This window comes from Eisenbergiella tayi (genome assembly GCF_001881565.1).
GTDB classification, from domain to species: Bacteria; Bacillota; Clostridia; order Lachnospirales; family Lachnospiraceae; genus Eisenbergiella; species Eisenbergiella tayi.
Genome location: NZ_MPDJ01000013.1, coordinates 1 through 22,866, shown reverse-complemented (window position 1 = coordinate 22,866; position 22,866 = coordinate 1). Strand labels below are relative to the sequence as shown.

Here is a 22,866-nt window from a genome sequence, read left to right as displayed (position 1 = left end):
AGGGATTTATATCGGATACTTCCATGCCGCATATGTATCTGGCATGAAACCGCCATTTGCGATATAATCGGAAGAAAGAGGAACCGCACGGGTCAGCAGGAGCGGACCGGGAAAGAGAGGAACGGAATATGAAGCTTTATATGCCAACCAAAGTATACAGTGAGAAAAATTGTGTGGAAAACCACAGCCGTGAGCTTGCGGCGCTGGGGACAAAGGCCATGGTGGTCACAGGAAAGCATTCTTCACGGATAAACGGTTCCCTGGAGGATGTAACAGGGGCGCTGGAACGGGAGAGAGTTCCTTATGTGGTTTTTGATGACATTGAAGAGAATCCTTCCGTGGAAACAGTCATGCGGGCAAGAGCGCTGGGAATCAAAGAAGGAGCGGATTTCGTGATCGGTGTGGGAGGCGGTTCTCCTATGGACGCCTCCAAAGCAATCGCCCTGATGATGGCCAATCCGGAGCATGATGAACGGCTTTTATATACGAAAGCGCAGGTCAGCGCACAGGGGCCGGTATATCCGGCATTTCCGGTAGCGGAGGTTCCCACTACTGCGGGGACGGGTTCGGAGGTGACCCCGTATGCTATCCTTACCAAAAACGTCCTTCCGGATATTGTGCTCACCACAGTGCCGGGATCGGCGGCACAGGGTGCCTTTTCCCATCTGGAAAAGAAAACGAAGCAGAGTATAAGCCATCACATCTTCCCGGCCCTGGCCCTTGTGGATGTCTCCTATCTGCAGACGGCATCCCGCAGCGGCTGTATTCATACGGCGGTGGATACACTGGCCCATCTGATAGAAAGCCATTTGAATACTAATACTACGAGTTACAGCCGGATCTATAGTGAGATGGGGCTTCGGACCTGGGCCAGGATAAAGGATAAGCTTCTTCGGTATGAAATCGGAGAAGAAGAGAGGGAGGCTCTGATGCGGGCATGTACATTGGGCGGCATGGCTATCACCCATACGGGAACCAGCCTGCCCCATGGACTGAGTTATCCCATTACCTGTGAGATGGGACTCCCTCATGGAAAGGCTGTGGGGATTTTTCTGCCCGGCTTTATCCGGAATTACGGAGATCAGGAAGAGGTCATGAAAATGCTCTCTCTTCTTGATTTTGGAGGAGTGCAGCCTTTTTCCGAATATATCAGGCAGCTTCTGGGAGAGGTGTCTGTTCCGGAGGAATTATGGGAGCGCACCATGGATGAGGTTCTTGCGAATCCTGCCAAGCTGAAAAATTATCCGTTCATGCTTGACAGGGAACATCTGCAGCTGTTCCGCTAGAAAAACTGCAGATGCTCCGCCGGAAATGAGTCCGGAGGAACGAAATCCGATTCGCCGGTACAAATGGAATATTTTACATGATTTTACATTCATTTTGCGGGAACCCTTTAATGAACTTAAGTTTTCTCCTTTATAATAAGCATGTCAGTTTTATTACATATTAAGAAGGAGATTACAAAAAAGTGAGAAAGAAAATTGTATCTGTATTATTGGCAGGAATGATGCTGGCGGCGGCTCTTACAGGCTGCACCGGCACGGGAACCCAGCAGGAAAGCGCCGGCCAGACGGGCCAGAGCCAGGAAGAGTCTTTGGCACCGGCAGAAAGTCAGGCATCGGCAGAAAGCACTGGCGTGGAAGAAACTCAGGCAGGCGTCCCTAAATATGTATTTTTGTTTATCGGCGACGGGATGAGTTATCCCCAGGTACAGCTGACCAATTATTACCTCAGCGCCTCTCAGGGACAAAATGCAGGAACCGTAACTGTGGAAGGAGAAGAAAAAACAAAACTGGACAGCAAAAATAATCTGACCATGATGAATTTTCCCATAGCAGGCTCCGCACAGACCTATGACAGCACCTCTTTTGCGCCGGATTCCGCATCCACGGCTACCTCCATTGCAACCGGCAATAAGACCTGGAGCGGCAGCATTAACGTGAGCGAAGACTTTACACAGACCTATGAAACTATCGCAGAAAAGCTGAAGGCCCAGAAGGATATGAAGATAGGCATCCTTTCTACCGTAAACTTAAACCATGCGACACCCGCAGCATTCTATGCCCATCAGGCATCCAGAAGCAGCTATTATGACATTGGTCTGGAAATGATTGACAGCGGGTTTGATTATTTCGCAGGCGGCGGTTTGCTGCAGCCTACGGGAAAAGAAAAAGATAAGGAAGATCTCTACGCTCTGGCGGAAGCCGCCGGATATAAGGTGGTTCAGACTCAGGCGGAGGCGGAAGCCTTAAAGGCAGAGGACGGCAAAGTTATTGCCATTGATGAGCACCTTGCAGACAGCAGCGCCATGTCTTATGAGCTGGACAGAGCCGAAGAGGAATGGGCGTTGGCCGACTATGTGGAGAAGGGCATCGAGGTGCTGGATAACGATAACGGGTTCTTTATGATGGTGGAAGGCGGCAAAATCGACTGGGCATGCCACGCCAATGATGCGGCGTCTACCATCACGGATACGATTGCCTTTGACAATGCGGTGGAAAAGGCAGTGGAATTCTATAATGAGCATCCGGAAGAAACACTAATCATCGTAACAGGAGATCATGAAACCGGCGGCCTTACTATTGGCTTTGCAGGAACCGACTATGACACCTTCTTGAAAAATTTTGAAAATCAGAAGATTTCCTACGCGAAATATGATTCCGACTATGTATCCGGATATAAGGAAAATAAAACAGATTTTGAAACCGTGATGAAGGATGTAACGGAGCTGTTCGGCCTTCAGGTGCCTGCCGGAACGGACAGTGAAACGACACAGCAGAAGGACAGCGCGGATCAGCATCCGGAATCCGATAATGACGGCGCGCTTGTCATGACGGAGTATGAGTACGGACAGCTGAAAACAGCCTATGAGACTACCATGTCCCGCACCGGAGAGGAAGCGGAATTCGCCCAGGATGAGTATATCCGCTACGGAAGCTATGAGCCGCTTACCGTAACTATTACCCACATCCTGAATAATAAGAGCGGTATTAATTTCGGATCCTATGCCCATACCGGCCTGCCTGTGGAGGTGCTCGTGCAGGGCGTCGGTGCCGAGAGCTTTGACGGTTACTATGACAACACGGATATTTACAGCAAAATGGCTGCCCTGTTAGGAGTACAATAATGAAGATAATGCCTTTTCTGAAGAGGCAGAATTCAGTTTTCCTGACGACTTTAATAGGTCTGATTCTTATCGGTATCCTCATATGCCTGCCTACAGGCTATGAGGATGCCCTTATTTATCAGGGTACGGAACGGGCGGTAGGCAAAGTCGTGGAGACAGATAATTCTGCAATCATTACATCCGGGCTCATCCAGTCCGGGGAACAGAGCTGTATGCTGGAAATAGAAAACGGGAATTTTAAAGGAAAAATTCTGGAGGGAGTCAACTTTCTTAGCGGATCCCTGGAAAAGGACAAAATTTTTAAGGAAGGGGATCGGGCGCTGCTCACTATAAGCTGTCAGGGGGATACGATCCGTTCTGTAGTGATTTCGGATCATTACCGCCTGGATAAGGAAGTGATCCTTCTGGCAGTCTTTGCGGTTTTCCTGATAATTTTTGCCGGAAAAATCGGTTTTCAGGCTATTCTTTCCTTTTTTATAACCATATTGATGATCTGGAAGATTCTTGTTCCCTGCTACCTGAAAGGCTATTCTCCTGTCTGGGTGGGAATCGGAATTACGGCAGTACTGACGGCGATCATCATTTTTTTTGTTTACGGTCTGGACAAACGTACCCTGACTGCGGTGTCGGGGGCCTTGTTAGGCATAACAACGACCTGTATTCTCGGTATTCTGTTTACCGGGTTATTTAAAATCCACGGCGCCGTGATGACAAGCTCCGAATCTTTGCTTTACAGCGGTTACCAGGATTTGGATCTGACCTCTATTTTTATGGCAAGCATATTTATCGGCGCATCGGGAGCCATGATGGATCTGGCGGTGGACATCACCTCCGCCGTTTGGGAGGTGATCGGCAAGAAGCCGGATATCAGCGCCCCGGAAGCCATTCTGTCGGGACTCCGTGTGGGAAGGGCCGCCATGGGTACTATGACGACCACCCTTCTGTTAGCATACTCCGGCGGGTATATTTCATTATTAATGGTGTTCATGGCCCAGGGAACCCCGGTGGATCATATCCTGAACTATAAGTATGTGGCGGCAGAGGTCCTGGATACGGTCGTGGGAAGCTTCGGGCTGGTTACAGTCGCCCCCTTTACCGCCCTCATGGCGGGACTGCTTCTTACCAGACGGAAAAAGCGGCGGATGTGGTAATACAAACGGAAAACCGCAGATAGACCAGGCTGCATATCACATCGGTATTCCTAACAGGGAAAGGTCCTGCTTCACCATCTGGAAAGTGTTCCGAAAGAAAACATGCAGCATTAGTATTATGAAAGACTTCAAGGCTACAGAATTATACTGTACTTGAAGTCTTTTTTTTACGAAACAAAATGTTAAATAAGTACTAATAGAATATTTTTATTTATCATTTACGAAATTTATAGTTATTTACAAAAATTGGAGAATTGTATAAGGAGTCATTATAGTATACTTTATTTACCATATTAAGATAAAGGAAGTAATATTGATGAAGATTAAAAATGAATTACGAAGAAGAAGTTATAGATATTTATATAAAATCTTTGTTTTTTTAATGATTTTTCTCACAGTGTTTATCCTTCCTTTTACGCTTGCTGTACAAAGAAAAGCGGAGTCTCAAATGAGTAATATTATTAGAAAAGCTAACAAGCAGGTATTGCAGCAAATTCATCATGATTATGAATATTATAAGGAATATATATCTGCATTATGTTTGACCGTATATTCTAGAAATGATGTAATGGCACTTATGTATAACCATGAATTGTCCTATATGGATGTACATGCAACGATGCGTTCGTTGGATACTAACATAGTTAATGCACAGCCGTCAGTCCTGTCTATTTCTGTTTATAATTGTAAAAAAAAGGAATGGTATTCTACTGAAAAAAGAGGAGTTGATTATTACAATGAAGATGGTGTGTTCTTAGCAGAGACAGAAGAAATTTCACGATTAACTCCCATCTTTCGGAAAATAAAAGTATCGGAGCAGCCGGAGGCATATAGTTATGTTTTCTCTTATTTGATGTATGAATACGAAAATCCCGGAAAGGATTCAAGTCTTGTTATTATTAATCAGAATGCAGATTGGCTTATAGAAGCTCTGACTCAGGTATCCAAGAATAATGGAGAAGCCAAGGCATACTTGGCGGGAAAAGATGGAACGTTTTTTTCCCATGAAGATATGGGAGAAGCAAAGGAAGTAGATTTATTAAATGAGTGTATGGAAAAAATCCGCAATGGAGAATTGCAGAATTCTTACGGAGATTATCTGGCAAGAGATGAATCAAGTCTTGTCTCCTATTTATGCGTAAATGACTATGGAGATGTATTAATACTTCTTCAGGATTATGAAAAGGTTTTTAAGGATATCACGGACATACGAAAAGTGTTTTTGCTTTTTACGGTGATATGTATTTTCCTTGGATTGTTTATTATATGTTTTTTTTCAAAAATATTATATAAACCAGTGGATGAACTTATAAAATTTACAGAAGAAATGAAGGAATTGCCTGAACTGCAGAAAAAGAAACATGGAAGTGAGTTTCAACGTGTACAGGAAATTTTAGAGTATTCCGCAAAGAAAAATGAGATTTTACAGCAGCAGAAAGTTGCCAACGATGATATTTTAAGAAGACTGCTTTTAGGAAAATTACTTTGCGACCATGATGGAAGCATATGGAAAGAATACAAAAAAGTATTGCCGAATACAGCTTTTGCAATTCAGGAGTTCTGGGATATCACGGTTGTCATTGTAAAATTGAATGAATTTGATAATAACAGATACGATTTTAAGACTTCCGATGAGGAACTATTATTGTATTCTGTCGGGAACGTGTGCATGGAAATGCTTGGGACAGAATATCTGGTGGAGAATACAAGGCAAAATGAGATGGAAACTATATTTGTTTTAAACCGGAAATCACAGGAGGGAGGCCAAAACTCCCTTCTGAAAATATTGGAGGAAGTTAAAGAATTTTGTTCGGAAAATCTGGATATTGAATTAAGCATTGCAATAAGTGAAAATGCAAATGATATCAGTAAACTTGCAGGATTATATAAAGATGCTCAAGATTGTCTGAAATATCGGATGATATATGGCAGTGAGAATATTCTGACAACTAAATTATGCGCAGAAAATATGAAAAATAATGCTATGAGCTGTTCTTCGGAGAGCAAGAAGCGGCTATTGGATGCCCTGAGAATAAGAAAGACAGATAAAATAGAAAATGAGCTGGACAACATAGGAAAAGAAATCGCCAAATTAAATTGCGACTATGTTTTTTTCGCTGTTACAGAGGTGCTGACATTGATTTATACATGTATAAACGATATGTACGATTTAAGCAGAAAGGGAAAGCGAATTGATTTTAACAAATTTTCAGTAATGGTGCTTGAGGAAGAAAGATTATCAGATATGCTCAAAAGTCTTAAGAAGATTGTGTCAGGTGCTTTTTATTGTAAAGATGAAGCCTGTTCGGAGGAAGAACCGCAATTTTTAAATTCGGTAATAGAATACATAGAATTGAATTATACGGATATTAATCTGTCCCTGCAGAATATTGCAGATTTTTTGTCTTTGTCTCCCCGTTATCTATCAAAGAAATTTAGGCAGTGTACAGATATTTCATTGAATGACTATATACTTAATTACCGGATGAAGCAGGCAGCAATTCTGCTGACAGATACTAATTTGTCAATTAAAAAAGTAGCGGAATCAGTAGGTATAGTTAATGAGAATTATTTTTATCAATTATTTAAAAAGCAGTTCGGATGCACACCAAGAGAATTTAAGATAAATGGAGGAAAAAATCAGTATGTGTAACTTTGATGAAAATTTAATTGAAATTAAGAAGTTTGAGGTGTTGTCAGAACTGCCGAATCCTTTTTTGTTTGAGAATGGAACGATGCTTGAGAAAAAAGAACAATGGGAAGTGCGCCGGCGGGAACTGTACAAGCTTGCAGTAGAAATGCAATATGGAACACAGCCTCCGGCTCCGGAGTTTATGAAAATACAGACTCTATGTTGTAACGAAGAAATGCAAATGGATTCTTACCGCATTATCGCTGGTAGAGATAACAATTCCCTTTCTTTTAAGATGGTGGTTTTTAAACCAAAGGGTAATGATAAATATCCTGTGGTAGTAGATGGAGATTTATGTTGGAGATACATTTATGACCCCCAATTTATTGACAGCTTTACAGACAGAGGCATTATGCTTGTTATGTTTGACAGAACAGAGATTGCATCTGATTTGGTTCCCGGAGTAAGGAGCGGCCCTTTGCACGAGCTATATACAGAATATACTTTTGGAACTATTGGGGCATGGGCATGGGGATTTTCCCGTTGTATAGATGCTCTTGGAATATTGGGAATAGCGGATATGACTTGTATTGCCTTTTCGGGCCATTCGCGTGGTGGAAAGGCGGCACTTCTTGCGGGTGCTTTGGATAATAGGGCAGCAATTGTAAATCCAAATGCTTCAGGTCAGGGAGGAAGCGGATGCTTTCGGATTCATATGAGGGCCATTGACGAAAAGGGATCAGAGCTTCGTAGCGAACAAATGTCTGATTGCGCATTTTACGGCATCTATCATTGGTTTGGTCCTGAAATGAAGCAATATACCGGTTCGGAAGGAAATCTGCCCTTCGATGAACACTATCTGAAAGCGCTGGTGGCTCCCCGTATTTTAGTGGAAACAGAAAGTGCAAGTGACATATGGGCTAATATCATAGGAACATGGGAAACTGCAATGGCTGCCAGAGAAGTTTATCGTTTTTTAGAGGCAGAAGATAATCTTCTGCTGTATTTCCGAAAGGGAGAACATGAACATACGGTAGAGGATGTGGAAAAATTAGTAAGTGTAATACGTAACAGAATGTGTGGAGAGCCGGTTGCGAAAGGTGCGTTTGTACTTCCTTTCAAAAAACAGAGGCTCATATACCATTGGAAATGTCCGCGGAATATATAGAATAGTACGGAGTATACCAAATTTGCAGGAAAGAACAGTATTTATAGTAGAAAAGAGGGAAAACAGCGATTTATAATACTTCATACAGAGAGGATTTCGGCTGGATTACAAAAGGATGAGGTTATTAATATGATAAAGAAAAGCAGAAAAAGCAAAATAAACTGGGGACTTACATTACTGGCAATACCGGGAACTGCAGTGCTGTTTGCAATCTACTATATACCAATGTTTGGACTTGTCATTCCCTTTAAGAGAATTGATTATAGCAGGGGAATATTTGGAAGTGATTGGATATCACCTGTTTTTAAGAATTTTGAATTTTTTTTCAACTCAAACGATGCTGTCAGAATAACATCCAATACGCTAAGCATGAATTTTTGTTTCATTTTGATAACAGTTTTGGTATCCATTGGACTTGCACTGCTCATGTATCAATTTTCAGCACGGAAAGTAAAGTTATTTCAAACATGTATGTTTGTGCCTTATTTCATATCCTGGGTAGTTGCCAGTTATGTGGTTTATGCACTGCTTTGTCCCGATATGGGAGTAATGAGTGTTTTGTGCAAAAAGCTTGGCTTTTCCGTTCCTAATTTTTATAATACTCCCCATTATTGGCGTATTATTATGCCTCTGGCCTATTTGTGGAAAAATGTGGGTTATATGACATTGCTCTATTATGCAACGTTATTGGGGATGGATATTCATCTTTTGGAGGCGGCGGCTATTGACGGTGCGACTAAAAAGCAAAGGACATGGTATATTATGCTTCCCTTTTTAAAGCCGACCATTGTTTTAATGGTTCTGCTGCAGACAGGTAAAATTTTTAATGCAGATTTTGGTATGTTCTATTTTTTGCCCCGGAATTCAGGCACCCTGTATCGGGTAACGGATGTGATTGATACTTACGTCTACCGGGCGCTTCGTGACACGGGTGATATTGGAATGGCATCTGCAATGGGACTCTTCCAAACATTAGCAGGGTTTGCAACACTTTATGTAATAAATGTAGTTATCAGAAAAATTGACAGAGACAATGCATTATTTTAGAGGAGGAAGGACAATGGCAGGTAAAAACGGAGGGAAAATAATAGCCAATCTTATTTTTATAATAATATCTATATGCTGTGTGCTTCCCGTTTTTCTGATTCTGTCAGCATCATTTTCGGATAATACACTCCTTCGGCAGCAGGGGTATTCTCTGATACCGAGAGGTTTTTCCGTGGCAGCATTTGAATACATATTTAAGGTCCCGAAAGCTATTTTAAGTGCTTATAGAGTAACGATTACAGTGACTGTAATAGGAACAGCAGGAAGCCTGTTTCTGACAAGTGCGTTGGCCTATGTGATTTCAAGACAGGACTACTACCTGGCGAAGGTACTATCCTTTCTGGTTCTATTCGCTATGCTGTTCAATGTAGGAATGGTGCCTACATATATTACTATGGTAAAAATATATAATTTGAAAGATACATTGTTTGCACTGATTTTTCCATATCTCATTGTTCCGTGGAACGTTTTTCTTATGAAAAGTTTTTTAAGAGAAACGCCGGTTGCATTAATTGAAGCGGCTAAAATAGATGGGGCAGGAGAAATTCAGATTTTTTTCAGAATTGTTATGCCTTTAGCAAAACCGGCACTGGCAACGGTGGGGCTATTTATTGCCTTTATGTATTGGAATGACTGGTACTTATCTATGCTATATGTGGACAGCGCAAATCTGTCATCGCTGCAGTATTATATGTACAGATTGATGAACAATATTACATTTCTCTCTCAGAGTATGGTATCTGCAAATGTGGATCTTACCCAGATGCCGGGGGAAACCACAAGAATGGCGCTTTGTGTACTTGCGGCAGGTCCCATGCTGATAGTGTTTCCTTTCTTCCAGAAATACTTCGTACGAGGTATCTCCGTAGGTGCGGTGAAAGGTTAGTTCATGTGAAAATAAGTTGGTGGGGGGTGATAATAAAAAGTGATTGGTGAAACTTATTGTCTGACAACATAATTTAGAAGGAGATAGTGAGATGAAAAAGGAAAAAATTATTGCCATGTTATCTTTAGCGATACTGATGACCGCATTGATAGCGGGATGCCGGTCGGCGGATAAAAGTTCTAATCTGTCAAAACAAAATGCTTCCATCCAGGCCCAATCCGATGTTTCCGGGAAAACGGGCTCTTTAAAATGGTATGTAGTTGCAGCGACAGGTCCTCAGGCAGACAGTGACCGTGTACAAAAAGCGATGAGCGATTATATCAATGAAACGTATGGGTGGAATATAGAACTGGAATTGGTTTTTAATGATTACGCTTCCCACACGGATAAAATGCAGATGGTAATTGCAGGTGGTGAGGAATATGATCTTTGTTATACCTCCAGTTGGTGTAATAATTATACAGTTAATGTTAATAAAAATGCGTATATACCTTTAGATGACCTTTTGGAAGAATACGGGCAGGAGTTATATAATTCGATTCCTGAAGGCGTGTGGGAAGGTGTAAAAATCGGAGGACAGATCTATGGTGTACCGAATTATCAGTTAATGTATAAACAATGCTCCGTTGCAATTCCGGTTAAATATGTGGAAGAATTTCAATTGGATGTAGATAGTGTAAAAACAATATACGATTTGGAAGATTTTATGTATGCAGTTAAGAAAAAATATCCGGAAATTTATCCTTTAGCTGCCTATCCTATGTTTGCCAACCGAATGAAAAACGGGCTTGGTATGGAGGAAATCATAGATTATGATTATCCGGGAATGTTTAAAATGTTTGATGAATCCCTTACTGTCTATAATCAGTATGAATCTGAAGAATATATGAAATTTTATGAATATATGTATAAATGGGCACAGGATGGCCTCATAAAAATGGATGCTATAAGCGTTCAGGACCAGTCTCTAGCCGATTTACAGGCAGGTATTCATGTGATTGGCCTGGAGGATACATATCAGCCGGAAATTGAAAAATCAAGATGGAATAATTATTTTGGCGGACAGGAATGCGTTATGATAAAATTGTCGGAGCCATATATGTCAACAGCAGCAACCATTGCGACACTAACATCTATCAGTACAACTTGCAAAAATCCTGAACTGGCGATACAGTTTTTGAATTTGATCAATACGGATCCGGTTTTGTATAATATGGCATGTTTTGGAATAGAGGGGGTTCACTATACATTAAATGACAATGGTACAGTTACTTCGGATGAGGCATCTGGGTATAACCCTAATTCAGACTGGGTATTCGGCAATCAGTTTAATGCGTTTCCCCGTGACAGCCAAAGTCCGGATATATGGGTAAAAATAAAGGAATATAACGATACTGCTAAGGTATCCTGTGCAATGGGATTCAGCTTTGACAGTTCGGTAGTGGATTCTGAATTATCAGCAATCAGTGCTGTGACGGGCGAATATCTGCCCCAGCTTTCGGTAGGGGCAGTAGACCCGAAGACGGCTGTTCCGGAGATGATGAAAAAACTGGAGGCTGCCGGTATGGATGCTGTATTGGAAGAAATGCAGAAACAGGTAGATGAATGGAAAGCCGAAAAATAGTTTCCTGCAATCATAGCCGGACAATTAAAGGAAGCAGTCAGTGGACAGAGTCTATGCTCTGTCCACTGTTAATATGATGGAAAAAAAGAGTTAATTCGAGAGAGCAATAACAGTAGATTAGATATTTTACAGAAAGGAAAGGCTGGATATTATGATACGTGTTTCGGTGGTTCAAACCATATATGACGAGAAGGCATTTGGTACTGATGACAGTAAAGAAGTAGTGCGGGCAGAACAGAGAGCTTTTGACGCAGTGGAAAAATGTTTGAAAATGGTTGAAATGGCAGCACAGGCAGGGACAGATTTAATTGTGACTACGGAAGCTGTTAATCATTGTTTGTTTTATTCCTTGGAACATATTCACATCAAAAGGTTGAAAATAATTGCGGAGAAATATAATACTTATATTGTGGCAGGGCTTCATATTCAAAGAGATGGTAAAAAATATAATTCGGCTCTCTTATTTGGCCCAACAGGAAATATAGAAGAAATCTATGATAAAGTACATTTGCCGGCAGAAGAGGCGGCTATTGTTTCTGCGGGTGATGATTATAAGGTTGTTGAGACAAGATGGGGACGGCTGGGACTCTTAATCTGCTGGGATTTACAGTTCCCTGAGGCGGCGCGTATTCTTGCATTAAAGGGGGCAGACATCATCGCATGTCCGACACTTGGTTGGGAGGATATTTATGGTTTGGCAAGAGCCTATGAGAATTCGTTATATATTGTAGCGGCTATGGGAATATCGGTTAACTATAACGTTTGGAACGAGTACATGGGGACAAGTTGCATTGTTAATCCCATAGGGAAAAAGATTGCCTCTTCACAAAAGGAGGACGATGATATAATCAGCGCAACTATTGATGTTTCCATAGAACCGGCACCTCAATATGGCTCTGGATTAATTACGGGACACAAATCTATGCGGTATACAAGAACTATGCAAAGAAGGGCAGATACCTACGGTTTGCTTACGGAAGAGAACCCCCCTGTTTTAGGGCGGTATCAGAAAATCCAGAAAAGCCGGATACAATGATATATTTAAAGAGTAGCATTTTGTATACCGTGCGGTAAGCCTCCTGCCAATTCCCATTACCCGGAGGAAAGGATGTTGGAACACATTTTCTACTTCTGCGGGAGAGGATAAAAATGGATCAGACAATTCGGGGGACCGGCTATTACGGCATCAGAAATGCGTACAGTTTTTGCTGTCAAGGATTATTACCGTCCTTCCACTGCTGTTTTATTCAAAAGGGATAAGCCGGATACTATACAGCCTTACGGGCATGTTTGTGACTGTATGAATGGCAATGGATAAGTGTGAACAAGAAACATTGCGGAGAACACGTAAACAGGATATAATCAGGATAGGAAAGAGAGTGCGCGTATATTTGCCTGTTAGAGAATAACTTGTTCAAAGAAATCTGTCAGGTTTTGGCGGAAAAATCGTAATATTAAGGGAGATACAATAATGAGACCGCTTCCAATTGGTATCGATGATTTTAAAAAGCTCAGAGAAAATAATTTCTGCTATGTTGATAAATCACTCTTCATTCAGGAATTATTGGACAACAGAAGTGAAGTAAGTGTTTTTATGCGGCCAAGAAGATTTGGAAAAACGCTTGGGCTGAGTATGCTAAAATACTATTTTGAAAAAGAGTTCGATCCGGATGGAAATGAAATAGACAACAAAAAGCTTTTTGACGGCCTGAATATTTTAGATACCGGTGAAAAGTATACAAAATACATGGGCAATACCCGGTTATCAGTTTGTCATTAAAATGTGCGAAACAACCGGATTTCCAAACAGCTTATGAATGCCTGGTAGATGAAATTGCCCAGGAATTTGACCGGCACAGCTATATTCTTCTCAACTCCAAATTGAATAGTTCTGAGAAAAATCAATTTCGGGAAATGATTGAAAAAAAAGGCCCTGATTCGGTCTGGGCCAAAGCATTGAATTTCCTATCCAGGTGTTTAAAAAAAGTATACAGGAAAAATGTCATAATTTTGCTTGATGAATATGATGTTCCGTTGGAAAACGCATATTTCCTGGGCTTTTATGGGCAAATGTCGGACTTTATCCGTTCTTTATTTGAATCTGCGCTGAAATCAAATTTAAATTTGGAATTCGCTGTTATAACAGGCTGCCTTCGTATAACAAATGACTTCTGTCGAAGTCATTCAGAGAGTATTTTTACAGGCTTAAATAATCCTGAAATGATTACCATACTGAATACGAATTACGCCGAACACTTTGGATTTACCGAAAAAGAAGTAGCAGATTTATTATCAGTTTATGGAATAGAAGAGAAGTGCAAAGAAGTGCGGGAATGGTATGATGGCTATCTTTTTGGAAAGACAGAGGTTTATAATCCATGGAGCGTCATCAATTATGTAAAGGCGGCATCCGCCGACCATGACGCATTTCCCAGACCTTATTGGGCTAACACCTCCTCAAACAGCATTGTCCGCGAGTTGGTAGAACATGCGGATAACAGCGTGAAACAGGAGATGGAGAGCCTGATTGACGGCGGAACCATAGAAAAGCCCGTGCATGAGGATATCACCTATGGTGAAGTATATAAATCGGAGGATAACCTGTGGAATTTCCTGTTTTTTACGGGATATTTGAAAAAACAATCGGAAAGGTTTGATGGGGAGACTATCTACCTGACGTTAGGAATACCGAATACGGAATTCAAGATGATTTACCGGAATACCATTCTGGACTGGTTTAATCAGAGTATCCGGAAAAAGGATTTCTCGCAGATGTATCATGCCCTGCTGCATCGGGAAACAGAAATACTGGAACGGGAACTGTCCAAACCCTGATGGAAACAATCAGTTTTTATGACTATAGAGAGGACTATTACCATGGTTTCCTGGCGGGCCTTCTGAAAATGCTGGATGGCTATATCCTGAAATCGAACCGGGAAAATGGTCTGGGCAGGAGTGACCTGCTGTTATTGTCGGCTCCCTATGACGGAACTGCGTTCATTATCGAATTGAAAGTGGCAGATACTTTTGCACAGCTGGATAGCAGTGCAAGAGAGGCTTTGGAGCAGATAAAGCGGAAGCAGTACGATGCGGAACTGAAGCTGGAGGGATTTCATACCTTTACGTACTATGGGATTGCTTTTTTTAAGAAGCTTTGCCGGGTATTGACGGAATCATAAGAATTATGGTTTGGGTGTCATTTTTCCCTCGTTCTTTTGGCAATCCCAGCCTTGTTTCCGGCCTGTAAATATGATACAATTTTTTCGGATTAAAAGGTTATAATTCAGGCATGAGGCAAAGAGCATGGCTGAATGAAACATAAAAAGCGATAACGGAAAGGAACGGATATCATGATTAACAAGCTGGTGGAGAAAATAAAGAAAACCAATGCCCCTATTGTAGTGGGACTGGACCCGATGATGAAATACATTCCGGAGCATATTCTGAAACAGGCCTTTGATGCTTACGGCGAAACGCTGAAAGGGGCCGGAGAGGCGCTCTGGCAGTATAATAAGGGGATCGTGGATGCGGTATACGATCTGATTCCTGCGGTGAAGCCTCAGATTGCCATGTATGAGCAGTTTGGAATTGAAGGAATGATCGCTTACCAGAAAACAGTGGATTACTGTAAGGAAAAGGGACTTGTTGTAATCGGCGACATCAAACGGGGTGATATCGGTTCCACTTCCGAAGCCTATGCGGTGGGACATCTGGGCAGGGCGCAGGTGGGGAGCCACAGCTTTGAAGGGTTTGGCGAGGATTTTGCAACGGTTAACCCTTATCTTGGTTCCGACGGGGTAAAGCCTTTTATAGATGTCTGCAAAAAAGAGAAAAAAGGGATTTTCGTTCTGGTGAAAACCTCCAACCCCAGCAGCGGGGAATTCCAGGACAGGCTGGTGGACGGAAGGCCGCTTTATGAGCTGGTAGGAGAAAAAGTAGCTCAGTGGGGCGAGGAAGCCATGGGAGAGGATTACAGCTATGTAGGAGCCGTGGCAGGGGCGACCTATCCGGAAATGGGTGCCGTCCTCAGGAAAATCATGCCCAAGTCCTACATTCTGGTGCCCGGTTATGGCGCGCAGGGAGGAAAGGGCGCGGATCTGCTTCCTTTCTTCAATGAAGACGGTCTGGGTGCAATCGTTAATTCCTCCAGAGGGATCATCGCCGCTTATCAGCAGGAAAAATATGCCCATTTCACAGAAGCCAACTACGCGGATGCTTCCAGGCAGGCCGTGCTTGATATGATTGAGGATATCGGTACCGCGCTGGGAACCATATAATAACGGGTGCAGATAAAAATTCTGAGTGGGCGGCTCCGTCTGCCCGGGATCCCCTTCCGTTTCCTCCAGACGGCCTGCGGCTTGGTAAGGATTCCTGTAAGGGCCGTATAAACACGCCGGTCCTTAGGTTGCGTACTTTGCAACCTTAGTACCGCTGCGTGTTTGTCCGAGCGAAAGCGCGCCCTGTAAGGAACCTTACCAAGCCGCAGGCCGTCTGGAGGAAACGGAAGGGGATCCCGGGCAGACGGAGCCGCCCACTCAGAATTTTATCTGCACCCTAAACCCATTGATTGATAATGGGGGAAAGATGTGGTAGAATTAGGAAAATAAGCCCCCAACAAAAGGAGAATGTGGATGATGGAAACATATAAATCAGAATTTATCGATTTTATGATTGAAAGTGATGTTCTGAAATTCGGTGATTTTACGCTGAAGAGCGGAAGAAAATCTCCTTTTTTCATGAATGCCGGTGCTTATGTGACCGGTACGCAGCTGCGTAAGCTGGGAGAATATTACGCAAAGGCCATCCATGATAATTATGGCCTTGATTTTGATATTCTTTTCGGGCCTGCCTATAAAGGAATTCCCCTGTCTGTAGCTACAACGATGGCTATCAGCGAGCTGTATGGGAAGGATATTAAATATTGTTCCAACCGTAAGGAAGTGAAGGATCACGGTGATACGGGAATCCTTCTGGGAAGCAAAATAAAGGACGGAGATCGGGTGGTCATTATTGAGGATGTTACCACCTCAGGCAAATCCATTGAAGAGACATTCCCTATTATCAAGGCTCAGGCTGACGTTGAGATAAAAGGGCTGATGGTTTCCTTAAACCGCTGCGAAAGAGGAAAAGGAGAGAAAAGCGCCCTCCAGGAGATTCAGGAGCTGTATGGTTTCCCCGCCAATGCCATCGTAAGCATGGAAGAGGTGGTGGAATATCTGTATAACAGAAATCATGATGGAAAGATTATTATTGACGATGCCATGAAAGCGTCAATTGATGCATATTATGCGCAGTATGGAGTGAAATAGGAGGATATCTATGGATGAAAAAATTTACAGGACAATGAAAGGAACCGGAGTTACGAACATTGTCCTGGGGATTGTAACTATGGTAACGGGAATTGTCGGCGGTGTTCTGTTAATTATAAGCGGAGCAAAGCTGCTGGCCGGAAAGTCCAGGATTATGTTTTGATTTTCAAAGGTGCCTTCCGGGGTACGGTGCTTACAGCCGGATACAATCGGCTGGCAGCGTGCCCGCGGAGGCACTTTTTGATAGTATGACAGTATGGAAAATCGGATGCAGGCGGAGGAATGAAATGGGCCGTAAATATATTTTTACCAATAAAAAGGAATCCAGGAAAGGAATTATGTCCACAGTATTAGGGGCGGTTTCCCTGTTTTCCCTGTTTCTGGCCGTGTACGGGACCTTTCAGAATCAGGGAGAGGCTCTGGTGAAGTACGGCATGGGCGTTTTGTTCGCCCTCCTTTTTGCCCTGACAGGAATTGTTTTGGGTATTATGTCCAAAATGGAAGAAGATAAATTTTATTTATTCTCTTACTTGGGAATTCTGTTAAATGTACTGGCAATTGCCGGGGTTGGTTTTATTTTATATGCAGGAGTGTATGGATTATGAGTGAAAAGAAAGATATCAGCATGGAAACAAAGGAAGAAGGCCTGCAGGAACAGATTCTTGCGGAACGATTTTTCCTGTGCAGGGAACGGATTTCCCAGATTGGGGAGGAGGAGCTTGCGGAGGAGGCCTTCAGGGATTATTTTGTAAAAACGGCAAAGCAGATAGAACTGTTCGTACAGGAGTATTTTAATGTGGCCGAGGGACTGCTTAAGGAAGCCGGTATCGGGGAACTGCAGGAAAACAACCGCAGGCTTTATTCGGATGTCCTTCCTGAAAATTATGGAAAAAGCTATGCGAACCCTGCTTTTGCAGCGGCGGCGCTGGGAAAGGAATTCGGACAGGTTCTGTCCTTTCTGGCGGCAGAGCAAAGAAGCCTTATCGCCTTTGCCTATGAACAGGATATGGAATCCATGGTAATACGTATGGAGCTTTTTCTTGAGGTATATCATGCCTTTGTTTTTGCGGGAGAAGAGAGAAAGGCTTTACCGGAATATGAGGAAATCAGGGACATGATCTACTGGTTCGCCAGTGACTATTCCGAAACCATGCTGGAAAAAAGCATGCGCTCCACCTTTGACTGGAAAGAAGATTTTGCCCTTAAAATAATCATGGAAAGTGATTTGACGGACCTGCGCTATCTGTACCGGTTCGGCGAATATATAACAGAAAATGAGCTGCGCATGGCGGGCTATCTGAATGCTCTTCCCGAAGAAAAAATCGCCTTGATGGCAGATACCTATACGGAAGGCTACCGCATCGGGTTTGAAGTGACCGGCAAGGATATTCATAAGAAGAAATCCGTGAATATCCGCTATTTCCTGGGATTTGAGAGAGTGGTTAAAAAAGCGGTGGAAAACTTCCGTAAAATGGGCCTGGAATCCGTCATTTACAGGGCGCCGGCCAGCTTTCTTGAGGGCCGCAAGCTGAATAAGAACGGTTTCTACGGTTCAGCTGCCAACAAGCAGTTTGATTATGATCATGAATACGATCAGGCATTGTTCTATGATAAGAAATATGTGCATCACCGTCTGGAAAATTACAGGAATGCTCTGGAAAGTGTGAAGGAGCTGGCGGCTGTGCACGGCGGCCCCGCGGTGATTGAGGAATTCGGGGAAATCCCCTTTGAGCCGGTGAGCAAGGAAGAAAACCTGCGTCTGAATGAGGAGCAGCAGAAGCTTGCGGTGGAATTCCAGTCGGCGGCAGGCGCTTTGATGAACGAGTATGTAAAAGGGGATGAGAGAAGCTTTACCATCATCGCGTTTCCTGTGCCGGAGATAGGGGAGAACTTTGAAACCATTTTTGACGGAGTACTCCGTATCAATACGCTGGATTATAAGCTTTATCAGGGAATCCAGCAGAAGATAATCGATACCCTCGACAAGGCGGAATATGTGCATATCAAAGGCTGCGGCGCCAACAAAACAGATCTGCGGGTAGCGCTTCATAAGCTGGAAAACCCGGCGGAGGAAACCAATTTTGAAAACTGTGTGGCCGATGTGAATATCCCCGTGGGAGAGGTGTTCACTTCTCCGGTACTGAAGGGGACAGACGGAATACTGCATGTGACCAGGGTTTATCTGAACGGGCTGAAATACCTGAACCTGGAAATAGAATTCAAAGACGGTATGATTGCGGATTACAGCTGCACCAATTTTGAAACGCCGGAAGAAAATAAGAAATTTATCCGTGAAAATGTGCTTCACCACCATGATACGCTGCCTATCGGAGAATTTGCCGTGGGCACGAATACCACCGCTTATGTATTTGCACAAAAGTACGATATCGGAGATAAGCTGCCCATATTGATTGCGGAAAAAATGGGGCCTCATTTTGCGGTGGGAGATACCTGCTATTCCCATGAAGAGGATCTGGTTACCTGCAATCCTGACGGAAAACGGCTGATAGCCAAGGATAATGAAGTATCCGCCGGACGTCGTGAGAATATGGCGGCTGCATATTTTAACTGCCATACGGATATTACGATACCTTATGATGAGCTGGGAGAACTGACTGCCGTGGACGGCGGCGGAAGGGAATATCAGATAATCCGGAACGGAAGATTTGTGCTGGAGGGCTGTGAAGAGCTGAACCGCGCTTTTGAGGAAGAGTAAGGAAGCGGATAAATTGGATACAGATTAAACAAAAGCATCACGGCGGTCTGCTTCCCGCCGTGATGCTTTCTGTTTTACTGTTTTTCCAGATTTATGGAGCCGCTGCCGGCGCTTACCGTAACAGGGTGATAAGGGCCGTTTCCATAACGGGCGGAAGTCCCGGAGTCTGCCTTTTTATAATCAGGAATGGAGAAGAAGGTATTGATGCTTCCGCTTCCGACAGAAGCAATGGTCAAGTCTATTCCCGTATTTTCCGGAATGGCGGCATGGATGCTTCCGCTTCCGGTTTCCATGGTCAGCGCTCCGGTAAGGGCCAGAGAACGGGTCCGGATGCTGCCGCTTCCGCTGGTGAGGCTGCCGGTACCGGCAAGGGACTGTATTTCCATTCTGCCGCTGCCCGTGGAAACGGTATATTCTTTTGCAGTAATCTGTCCGCCTGATACGGGGCCGGATACGGTGGTCAGCTTCAGAGAGCCGGATATATCCAGAAGCCCCAGATTGAGATTCCCGCTCATGTTTTCAATACTGCATTGACCAGCGGTAATATTTCCGACAGTCAGTTTACCGGATGCGTTGGTAAGAGAGCCGGCCTTCAGGGATGTGATGATTCCGGTGGTAAGCTTGCCGCTGGCGTTGTCCAGCACACATTGTTCCCCGGAAAGGCTGCCGGCGCTTGTGGAGCCGGAGTGATTGGTAAGGGCCAGCTGACCGTCCGCGCCGACATCCCCGAGAACCATTTTCCCTGAGGCGGTTTCGAAGGAAGCGGAAGCTGCCTGCAGGTTTGTGGTGCTCTGCAGACTGCCGCTGCCGATTTGTACCTGCAGATTTCCTGCAAAGCCGGCGGGCAGGTATATATAAACTTTAGGCTGCCATTTATCCGAGGACAGCTTGCTCCAGGCTTTGTTCATCTTGCCGGACTCCAGAGAAACACTTCCTGATGTCTGCCTGAGGGATGCGATTTCATCCTTCGCATAGGTGATGCGATTATTTCCGTAAAACAGCATTGTAACAGTATTATCCGCAGCTGGATAAAGGGTCACGTCTTCAAAAGAAAGAAGAAGCTTCAGATTCCGGACAGAATCCAGGAAAGCAGTCTCTGTCTTCAGAAGGGTAAAGCCGTCAGGGGCCTCTGCATCGGTATAGGAAGCAGTATTTTTCGAAGAAGACGGCGTATTAACAGCAGCGGACAGTTCTGTGAGAGAACCAGGCCCTGAGGTTTGTGACTGTTTGGAAAGAGAGGCAGGAACAGCATTCCCCGCCGGGGAGGAATCGGCAGGAGCGGCACAGGCCCCCAGATAAAAGGCGCCGAAGCAGATTCCTGTGGTAAGCAGAGGCGTGATAACTTTAATAAAAGTGCTTTTTTTCTTATTCATTTTGATCATGACCAACCTTTCTTTGATAAATGCAGCATTTTCGCACAGGGAGACGGAAGCGGCGGGAGTGCGGGAAAAGATACCCGATTCCAGGGCATCCAGCAGAGTGGTGCCATAAGCCTTCCGTTCCTGAAACGTCATATCCTTAACCACAGCTTCGTCACAGGAGAGCTCGCAGCAGCACTCCACCTGACGACGCAGAAGATAGGCAAAAGGATTAAAAAAGTGAACACATTCCACCAGCTGAAACAGCCATTTAAACCATATATCCTTCCTTTTATAATGAATCAGCTCATGCCGGAAAATAAAAGAAAGATTTTTCGGATGCTGCAGGACACTGACAGGAAGAACAATAGCAGGCTTCAGAAGGCCCGTAAGCATAGGAGACATAGCTTCCGTGCTGCCCAGCAGCTGCGGAGGCCGTCGAATGGACAGCCTGCTGCAGGCCTTTTCATAACAGGCATTTATTTCCGCCGAATCAACAGGAAAGGCTCCCCTGCGGATACGCTCCGGAAAAATACGGGAGGCCAGGACTGCCCGAAGAAAAAGAAAGATCGCCCCGATAAGCCATACAAAAAACAGAATTGCCGGCACGGCACCCGCGAGATGCCCGGAAAGGAAAGAGAGAACTCCATTTACTGGCCGGACATCTTCCGGGCTGCCTGCATGAACCCCCTCCTGCTCTTGTATATCATTCATCTCCCGGGAAGAGTTATCCTGCAGGTCAGCGTTTTCGATCCCGCCGTCCTCCATGTCGGAATTATCAGACATCAAAGTACTCTGCGAACCGATGTCCCCGGACGCCACCGATTCCTGCCGCACCGCTCCCAGACTGCCCGGAAAACGGTTAAGAAGCCCCTGCTCCGGCGTGAAAGGCAGGAGCATCCGAAGAGCCACAATAATCCAGATATAATACATCCACGCCCCGGAAAGCCTCCTGCCCAGGACAGGACGGAGCCCCCAAAGCAAAAGCACCAGAATACTTCCGGATACAGACATGGAAAGAAGCAGTATCAGAAAATCAGCCATCCGTCTCATCCTCCCAGAACTGCCGGAGCGAATGGATATCCTCCCGGCTTATTTTATTATTTTCCACCAACATAGACACCAGCTGCCGCGAATCCCCCGAAAACAATCTGTCAATAAGACGCTCCGTCTGCTCCAGCGTATACTCCTCCTCAGAAAGAGCCGCAGAATAATAAGAAACAGCCTTCTTCTCCCGCAGAAGAGCCCCCTTTTTCACCAGCTTGCTGAGCATCGTATAAATCGTCGTATCCTCCCACCCGCACCGCTTCTTCAAAATCCCCACAATATCACTGCTGGCCACAGCCTCCTGCCTCTCCCATACAATCTTCATAATCTCCAGTTCCGCTTCACTGATCTTATTTTTATTATTCATATAATCTCCCATTCACTCTATCACTATAGAGTACATTTCTACTCTATCACTATAGAGCACACAAGTCAAGCCCCCAAATCTCCGCTCTCTTGTTACTGTTCACTCCGTGACCAGTAACCTGCATAAATCCATTTCAAATCGCCTGCGGCGATAGGATTTATGCACTCTTGAACCACTTTCTCACGTACTGTGCAGTAAATGCACAGTACTGAGTGAACAGTAACTCCCTCTTCCCTGTTTTTCCCTTCCTCCCCCCCTTTACGCTACACCGTTCTCTTAGACACATCGAGAGGTGGATAAGAGACAGATAGAGAGGACTATTACCATGGTTTCCTGGCGGGCCTTCTGAAAATGCTGGATGGCTATATCCTGAAATCGAACCGGGAAAATGGTCTGGGCAGGAGTGACCTGCTGTTATTGTCGGCTCCCTATGA

At 44.2% G+C, this 22,866-nt stretch carries 17 protein-coding genes and 1 pseudogene; 16 read left to right on the top strand and 2 right to left on the bottom strand.

The annotated features are described in order from the left end of the window. Positions 1-128: 128 nt before the first annotated feature. From BLA28_RS30140 to BLA28_RS30075, 15 genes and pseudogenes are all read left to right on the top strand, one after another. On the top strand, positions 129-1,286 hold the full coding sequence (locus BLA28_RS30140; protein WP_069155487.1) for an iron-containing alcohol dehydrogenase family protein: 1,158 nt from the start codon (positions 129-131) through the stop codon (positions 1,284-1,286). A gap of 182 nt (positions 1,287-1,468) precedes the next feature. After that, complete coding sequence (locus BLA28_RS30135) at positions 1,469-3,127, top strand: alkaline phosphatase (protein ID WP_176726793.1); 1,659 nt, start codon at positions 1,469-1,471, stop codon at positions 3,125-3,127. Then, positions 3,127-4,278 carry a YibE/F family protein gene (locus BLA28_RS30130; RefSeq protein ID WP_081329764.1) on the top strand — a complete coding sequence of 384 codons (1,152 nt, stop codon included), beginning with the start codon at positions 3,127-3,129 and terminating at the stop codon, positions 4,276-4,278. Before BLA28_RS30135 ends, BLA28_RS30130 begins: the two co-directional genes overlap by 1 nt. 316 nt (positions 4,279-4,594) lie before the next feature. Beyond that, positions 4,595-6,931, top strand: coding sequence for a helix-turn-helix domain-containing protein (locus tag BLA28_RS30125; RefSeq protein WP_069155488.1), 2,337 nt, complete (start codon positions 4,595-4,597; stop codon positions 6,929-6,931). Continuing rightward, positions 6,906-8,078 carry a glucuronyl esterase domain-containing protein gene (locus tag BLA28_RS30120; protein WP_069155489.1) on the top strand — a complete coding sequence of 391 codons (1,173 nt, stop codon included), beginning with the start codon at positions 6,906-6,908 and terminating at the stop codon, positions 8,076-8,078. The genes BLA28_RS30125 and BLA28_RS30120 overlap by 26 nt, the downstream gene beginning before the upstream one ends. Positions 8,079-8,207: 129 nt before the next feature. Next, on the top strand, positions 8,208-9,125 hold the full coding sequence (locus tag BLA28_RS30115; protein WP_069155259.1) for an ABC transporter permease subunit: 918 nt from the start codon (positions 8,208-8,210) through the stop codon (positions 9,123-9,125). 13 nt (positions 9,126-9,138) lie between these two features. Further along, entirely contained in the window at positions 9,139-10,011 is an 873-nt protein-coding gene (locus tag BLA28_RS30110; protein WP_069155260.1) for a carbohydrate ABC transporter permease, read from the top strand. A 91-nt stretch (positions 10,012-10,102) separates the two neighbouring features. Then, on the top strand, positions 10,103-11,635 hold the full coding sequence (locus BLA28_RS30105) for an ABC transporter substrate-binding protein (protein ID WP_069155490.1): 1,533 nt from the start codon (positions 10,103-10,105) through the stop codon (positions 11,633-11,635). Between the two features lie 151 nt (positions 11,636-11,786). Continuing rightward, positions 11,787-12,671, top strand: a complete 885-nt coding sequence (locus BLA28_RS30100) for a carbon-nitrogen hydrolase family protein (protein ID WP_069155491.1) — start codon at positions 11,787-11,789, stop codon at positions 12,669-12,671. A gap of 435 nt (positions 12,672-13,106) precedes the next feature. After that, a pseudogene (locus tag BLA28_RS34850) lies at positions 13,107-14,814 on the top strand (AAA family ATPase). A 171-nt stretch (positions 14,815-14,985) separates the two neighbouring features. Next, positions 14,986-15,912, top strand: a complete 927-nt coding sequence (gene pyrF, locus BLA28_RS30090; protein ID WP_009253925.1) for an orotidine-5'-phosphate decarboxylase — start codon at positions 14,986-14,988, stop codon at positions 15,910-15,912. A gap of 357 nt (positions 15,913-16,269) precedes the next feature. Next, positions 16,270-16,944: an orotate phosphoribosyltransferase gene (gene pyrE / locus BLA28_RS30085; protein ID WP_071699715.1), complete on the top strand. Its 675-nt coding sequence runs from the start codon at positions 16,270-16,272 to the stop codon at positions 16,942-16,944. A gap of 10 nt (positions 16,945-16,954) precedes the next feature. Further along, entirely contained in the window at positions 16,955-17,107 is a 153-nt protein-coding gene (locus tag BLA28_RS33895; protein ID WP_169897322.1) for a hypothetical protein, read from the top strand. 124 nt (positions 17,108-17,231) lie between these two features. Next, entirely contained in the window at positions 17,232-17,549 is a 318-nt protein-coding gene (locus BLA28_RS30080; protein ID WP_009253922.1) for a DUF6142 family protein, read from the top strand. Next, positions 17,546-19,660, top strand: a complete 2,115-nt coding sequence (locus tag BLA28_RS30075) for an aminopeptidase (RefSeq protein WP_207650805.1) — start codon at positions 17,546-17,548, stop codon at positions 19,658-19,660. The genes BLA28_RS30080 and BLA28_RS30075 overlap by 4 nt, the downstream gene beginning before the upstream one ends. A gap of 74 nt (positions 19,661-19,734) precedes the next feature. Here the strand turns inward: BLA28_RS30075 and BLA28_RS30070 are convergent, their stop codons facing one another. Continuing rightward, complete coding sequence (locus tag BLA28_RS30070; protein WP_071699695.1) at positions 19,735-22,062, bottom strand: M56 family metallopeptidase; 2,328 nt, start codon at positions 22,060-22,062, stop codon at positions 19,735-19,737. Next, positions 22,055-22,432 (bottom strand): BlaI/MecI/CopY family transcriptional regulator, encoded by a 378-nt coding sequence (locus BLA28_RS30065; protein WP_071699694.1) that lies wholly within the window; start codon positions 22,430-22,432, stop codon positions 22,055-22,057. Before BLA28_RS30065 ends, BLA28_RS30070 begins: the two co-directional genes overlap by 8 nt. Positions 22,433-22,783: 351 nt before the next feature. Here BLA28_RS30065 and BLA28_RS34845 point away from each other — a divergent pair. Further along, positions 22,784-22,866 (top strand): hypothetical protein (locus BLA28_RS34845; RefSeq protein WP_408607645.1); only part of this gene is annotated, 83 nt, incomplete at its 3' end.

Bases quoted from the DNA above. Each gene is read 5' to 3' on its own strand.
- BLA28_RS30140 (WP_069155487.1), top strand. From the start codon at position 129: ATGAAGCTTTATATGCCAACCAAAGTATACAGTGAGAAAAATTGTGTG.
- BLA28_RS30130 (WP_081329764.1), top strand. From the start codon at position 3,127: ATGAAGATAATGCCTTTTCTGAAGAGGCAGAATTCAGTTTTCCTGACG.
- BLA28_RS30125 (WP_069155488.1), top strand. From the start codon at position 4,595: ATGAAGATTAAAAATGAATTACGAAGAAGAAGTTATAGATATTTATAT.
- BLA28_RS30120 (WP_069155489.1), top strand. From the start codon at position 6,906: ATGGAGGAAAAAATCAGTATGTGTAACTTTGATGAAAATTTAATTGAA.
- BLA28_RS30115 (WP_069155259.1), top strand. From the start codon at position 8,208: ATGATAAAGAAAAGCAGAAAAAGCAAAATAAACTGGGGACTTACATTA.
- BLA28_RS30110 (WP_069155260.1), top strand. From the start codon at position 9,139: ATGGCAGGTAAAAACGGAGGGAAAATAATAGCCAATCTTATTTTTATA.
- BLA28_RS30105 (WP_069155490.1), top strand. From the start codon at position 10,103: ATGAAAAAGGAAAAAATTATTGCCATGTTATCTTTAGCGATACTGATG.
- BLA28_RS30100 (WP_069155491.1), top strand. From the start codon at position 11,787: ATGATACGTGTTTCGGTGGTTCAAACCATATATGACGAGAAGGCATTT.
- pyrF (WP_009253925.1), top strand. From the start codon at position 14,986: ATGATTAACAAGCTGGTGGAGAAAATAAAGAAAACCAATGCCCCTATT.
- pyrE (WP_071699715.1), top strand. From the start codon at position 16,270: ATGGAAACATATAAATCAGAATTTATCGATTTTATGATTGAAAGTGAT.
- BLA28_RS33895 (WP_169897322.1), top strand. From the start codon at position 16,955: ATGGATGAAAAAATTTACAGGACAATGAAAGGAACCGGAGTTACGAAC.
- BLA28_RS30080 (WP_009253922.1), top strand. From the start codon at position 17,232: ATGGGCCGTAAATATATTTTTACCAATAAAAAGGAATCCAGGAAAGGA.
- BLA28_RS30075 (WP_207650805.1), top strand. From the start codon at position 17,546: ATGAGTGAAAAGAAAGATATCAGCATGGAAACAAAGGAAGAAGGCCTG.
- BLA28_RS30070 (WP_071699695.1), bottom strand. From the start codon at position 22,062: ATGGCTGATTTTCTGATACTGCTTCTTTCCATGTCTGTATCCGGAAGT.
- BLA28_RS30065 (WP_071699694.1), bottom strand. From the start codon at position 22,432: ATGAATAATAAAAATAAGATCAGTGAAGCGGAACTGGAGATTATGAAG.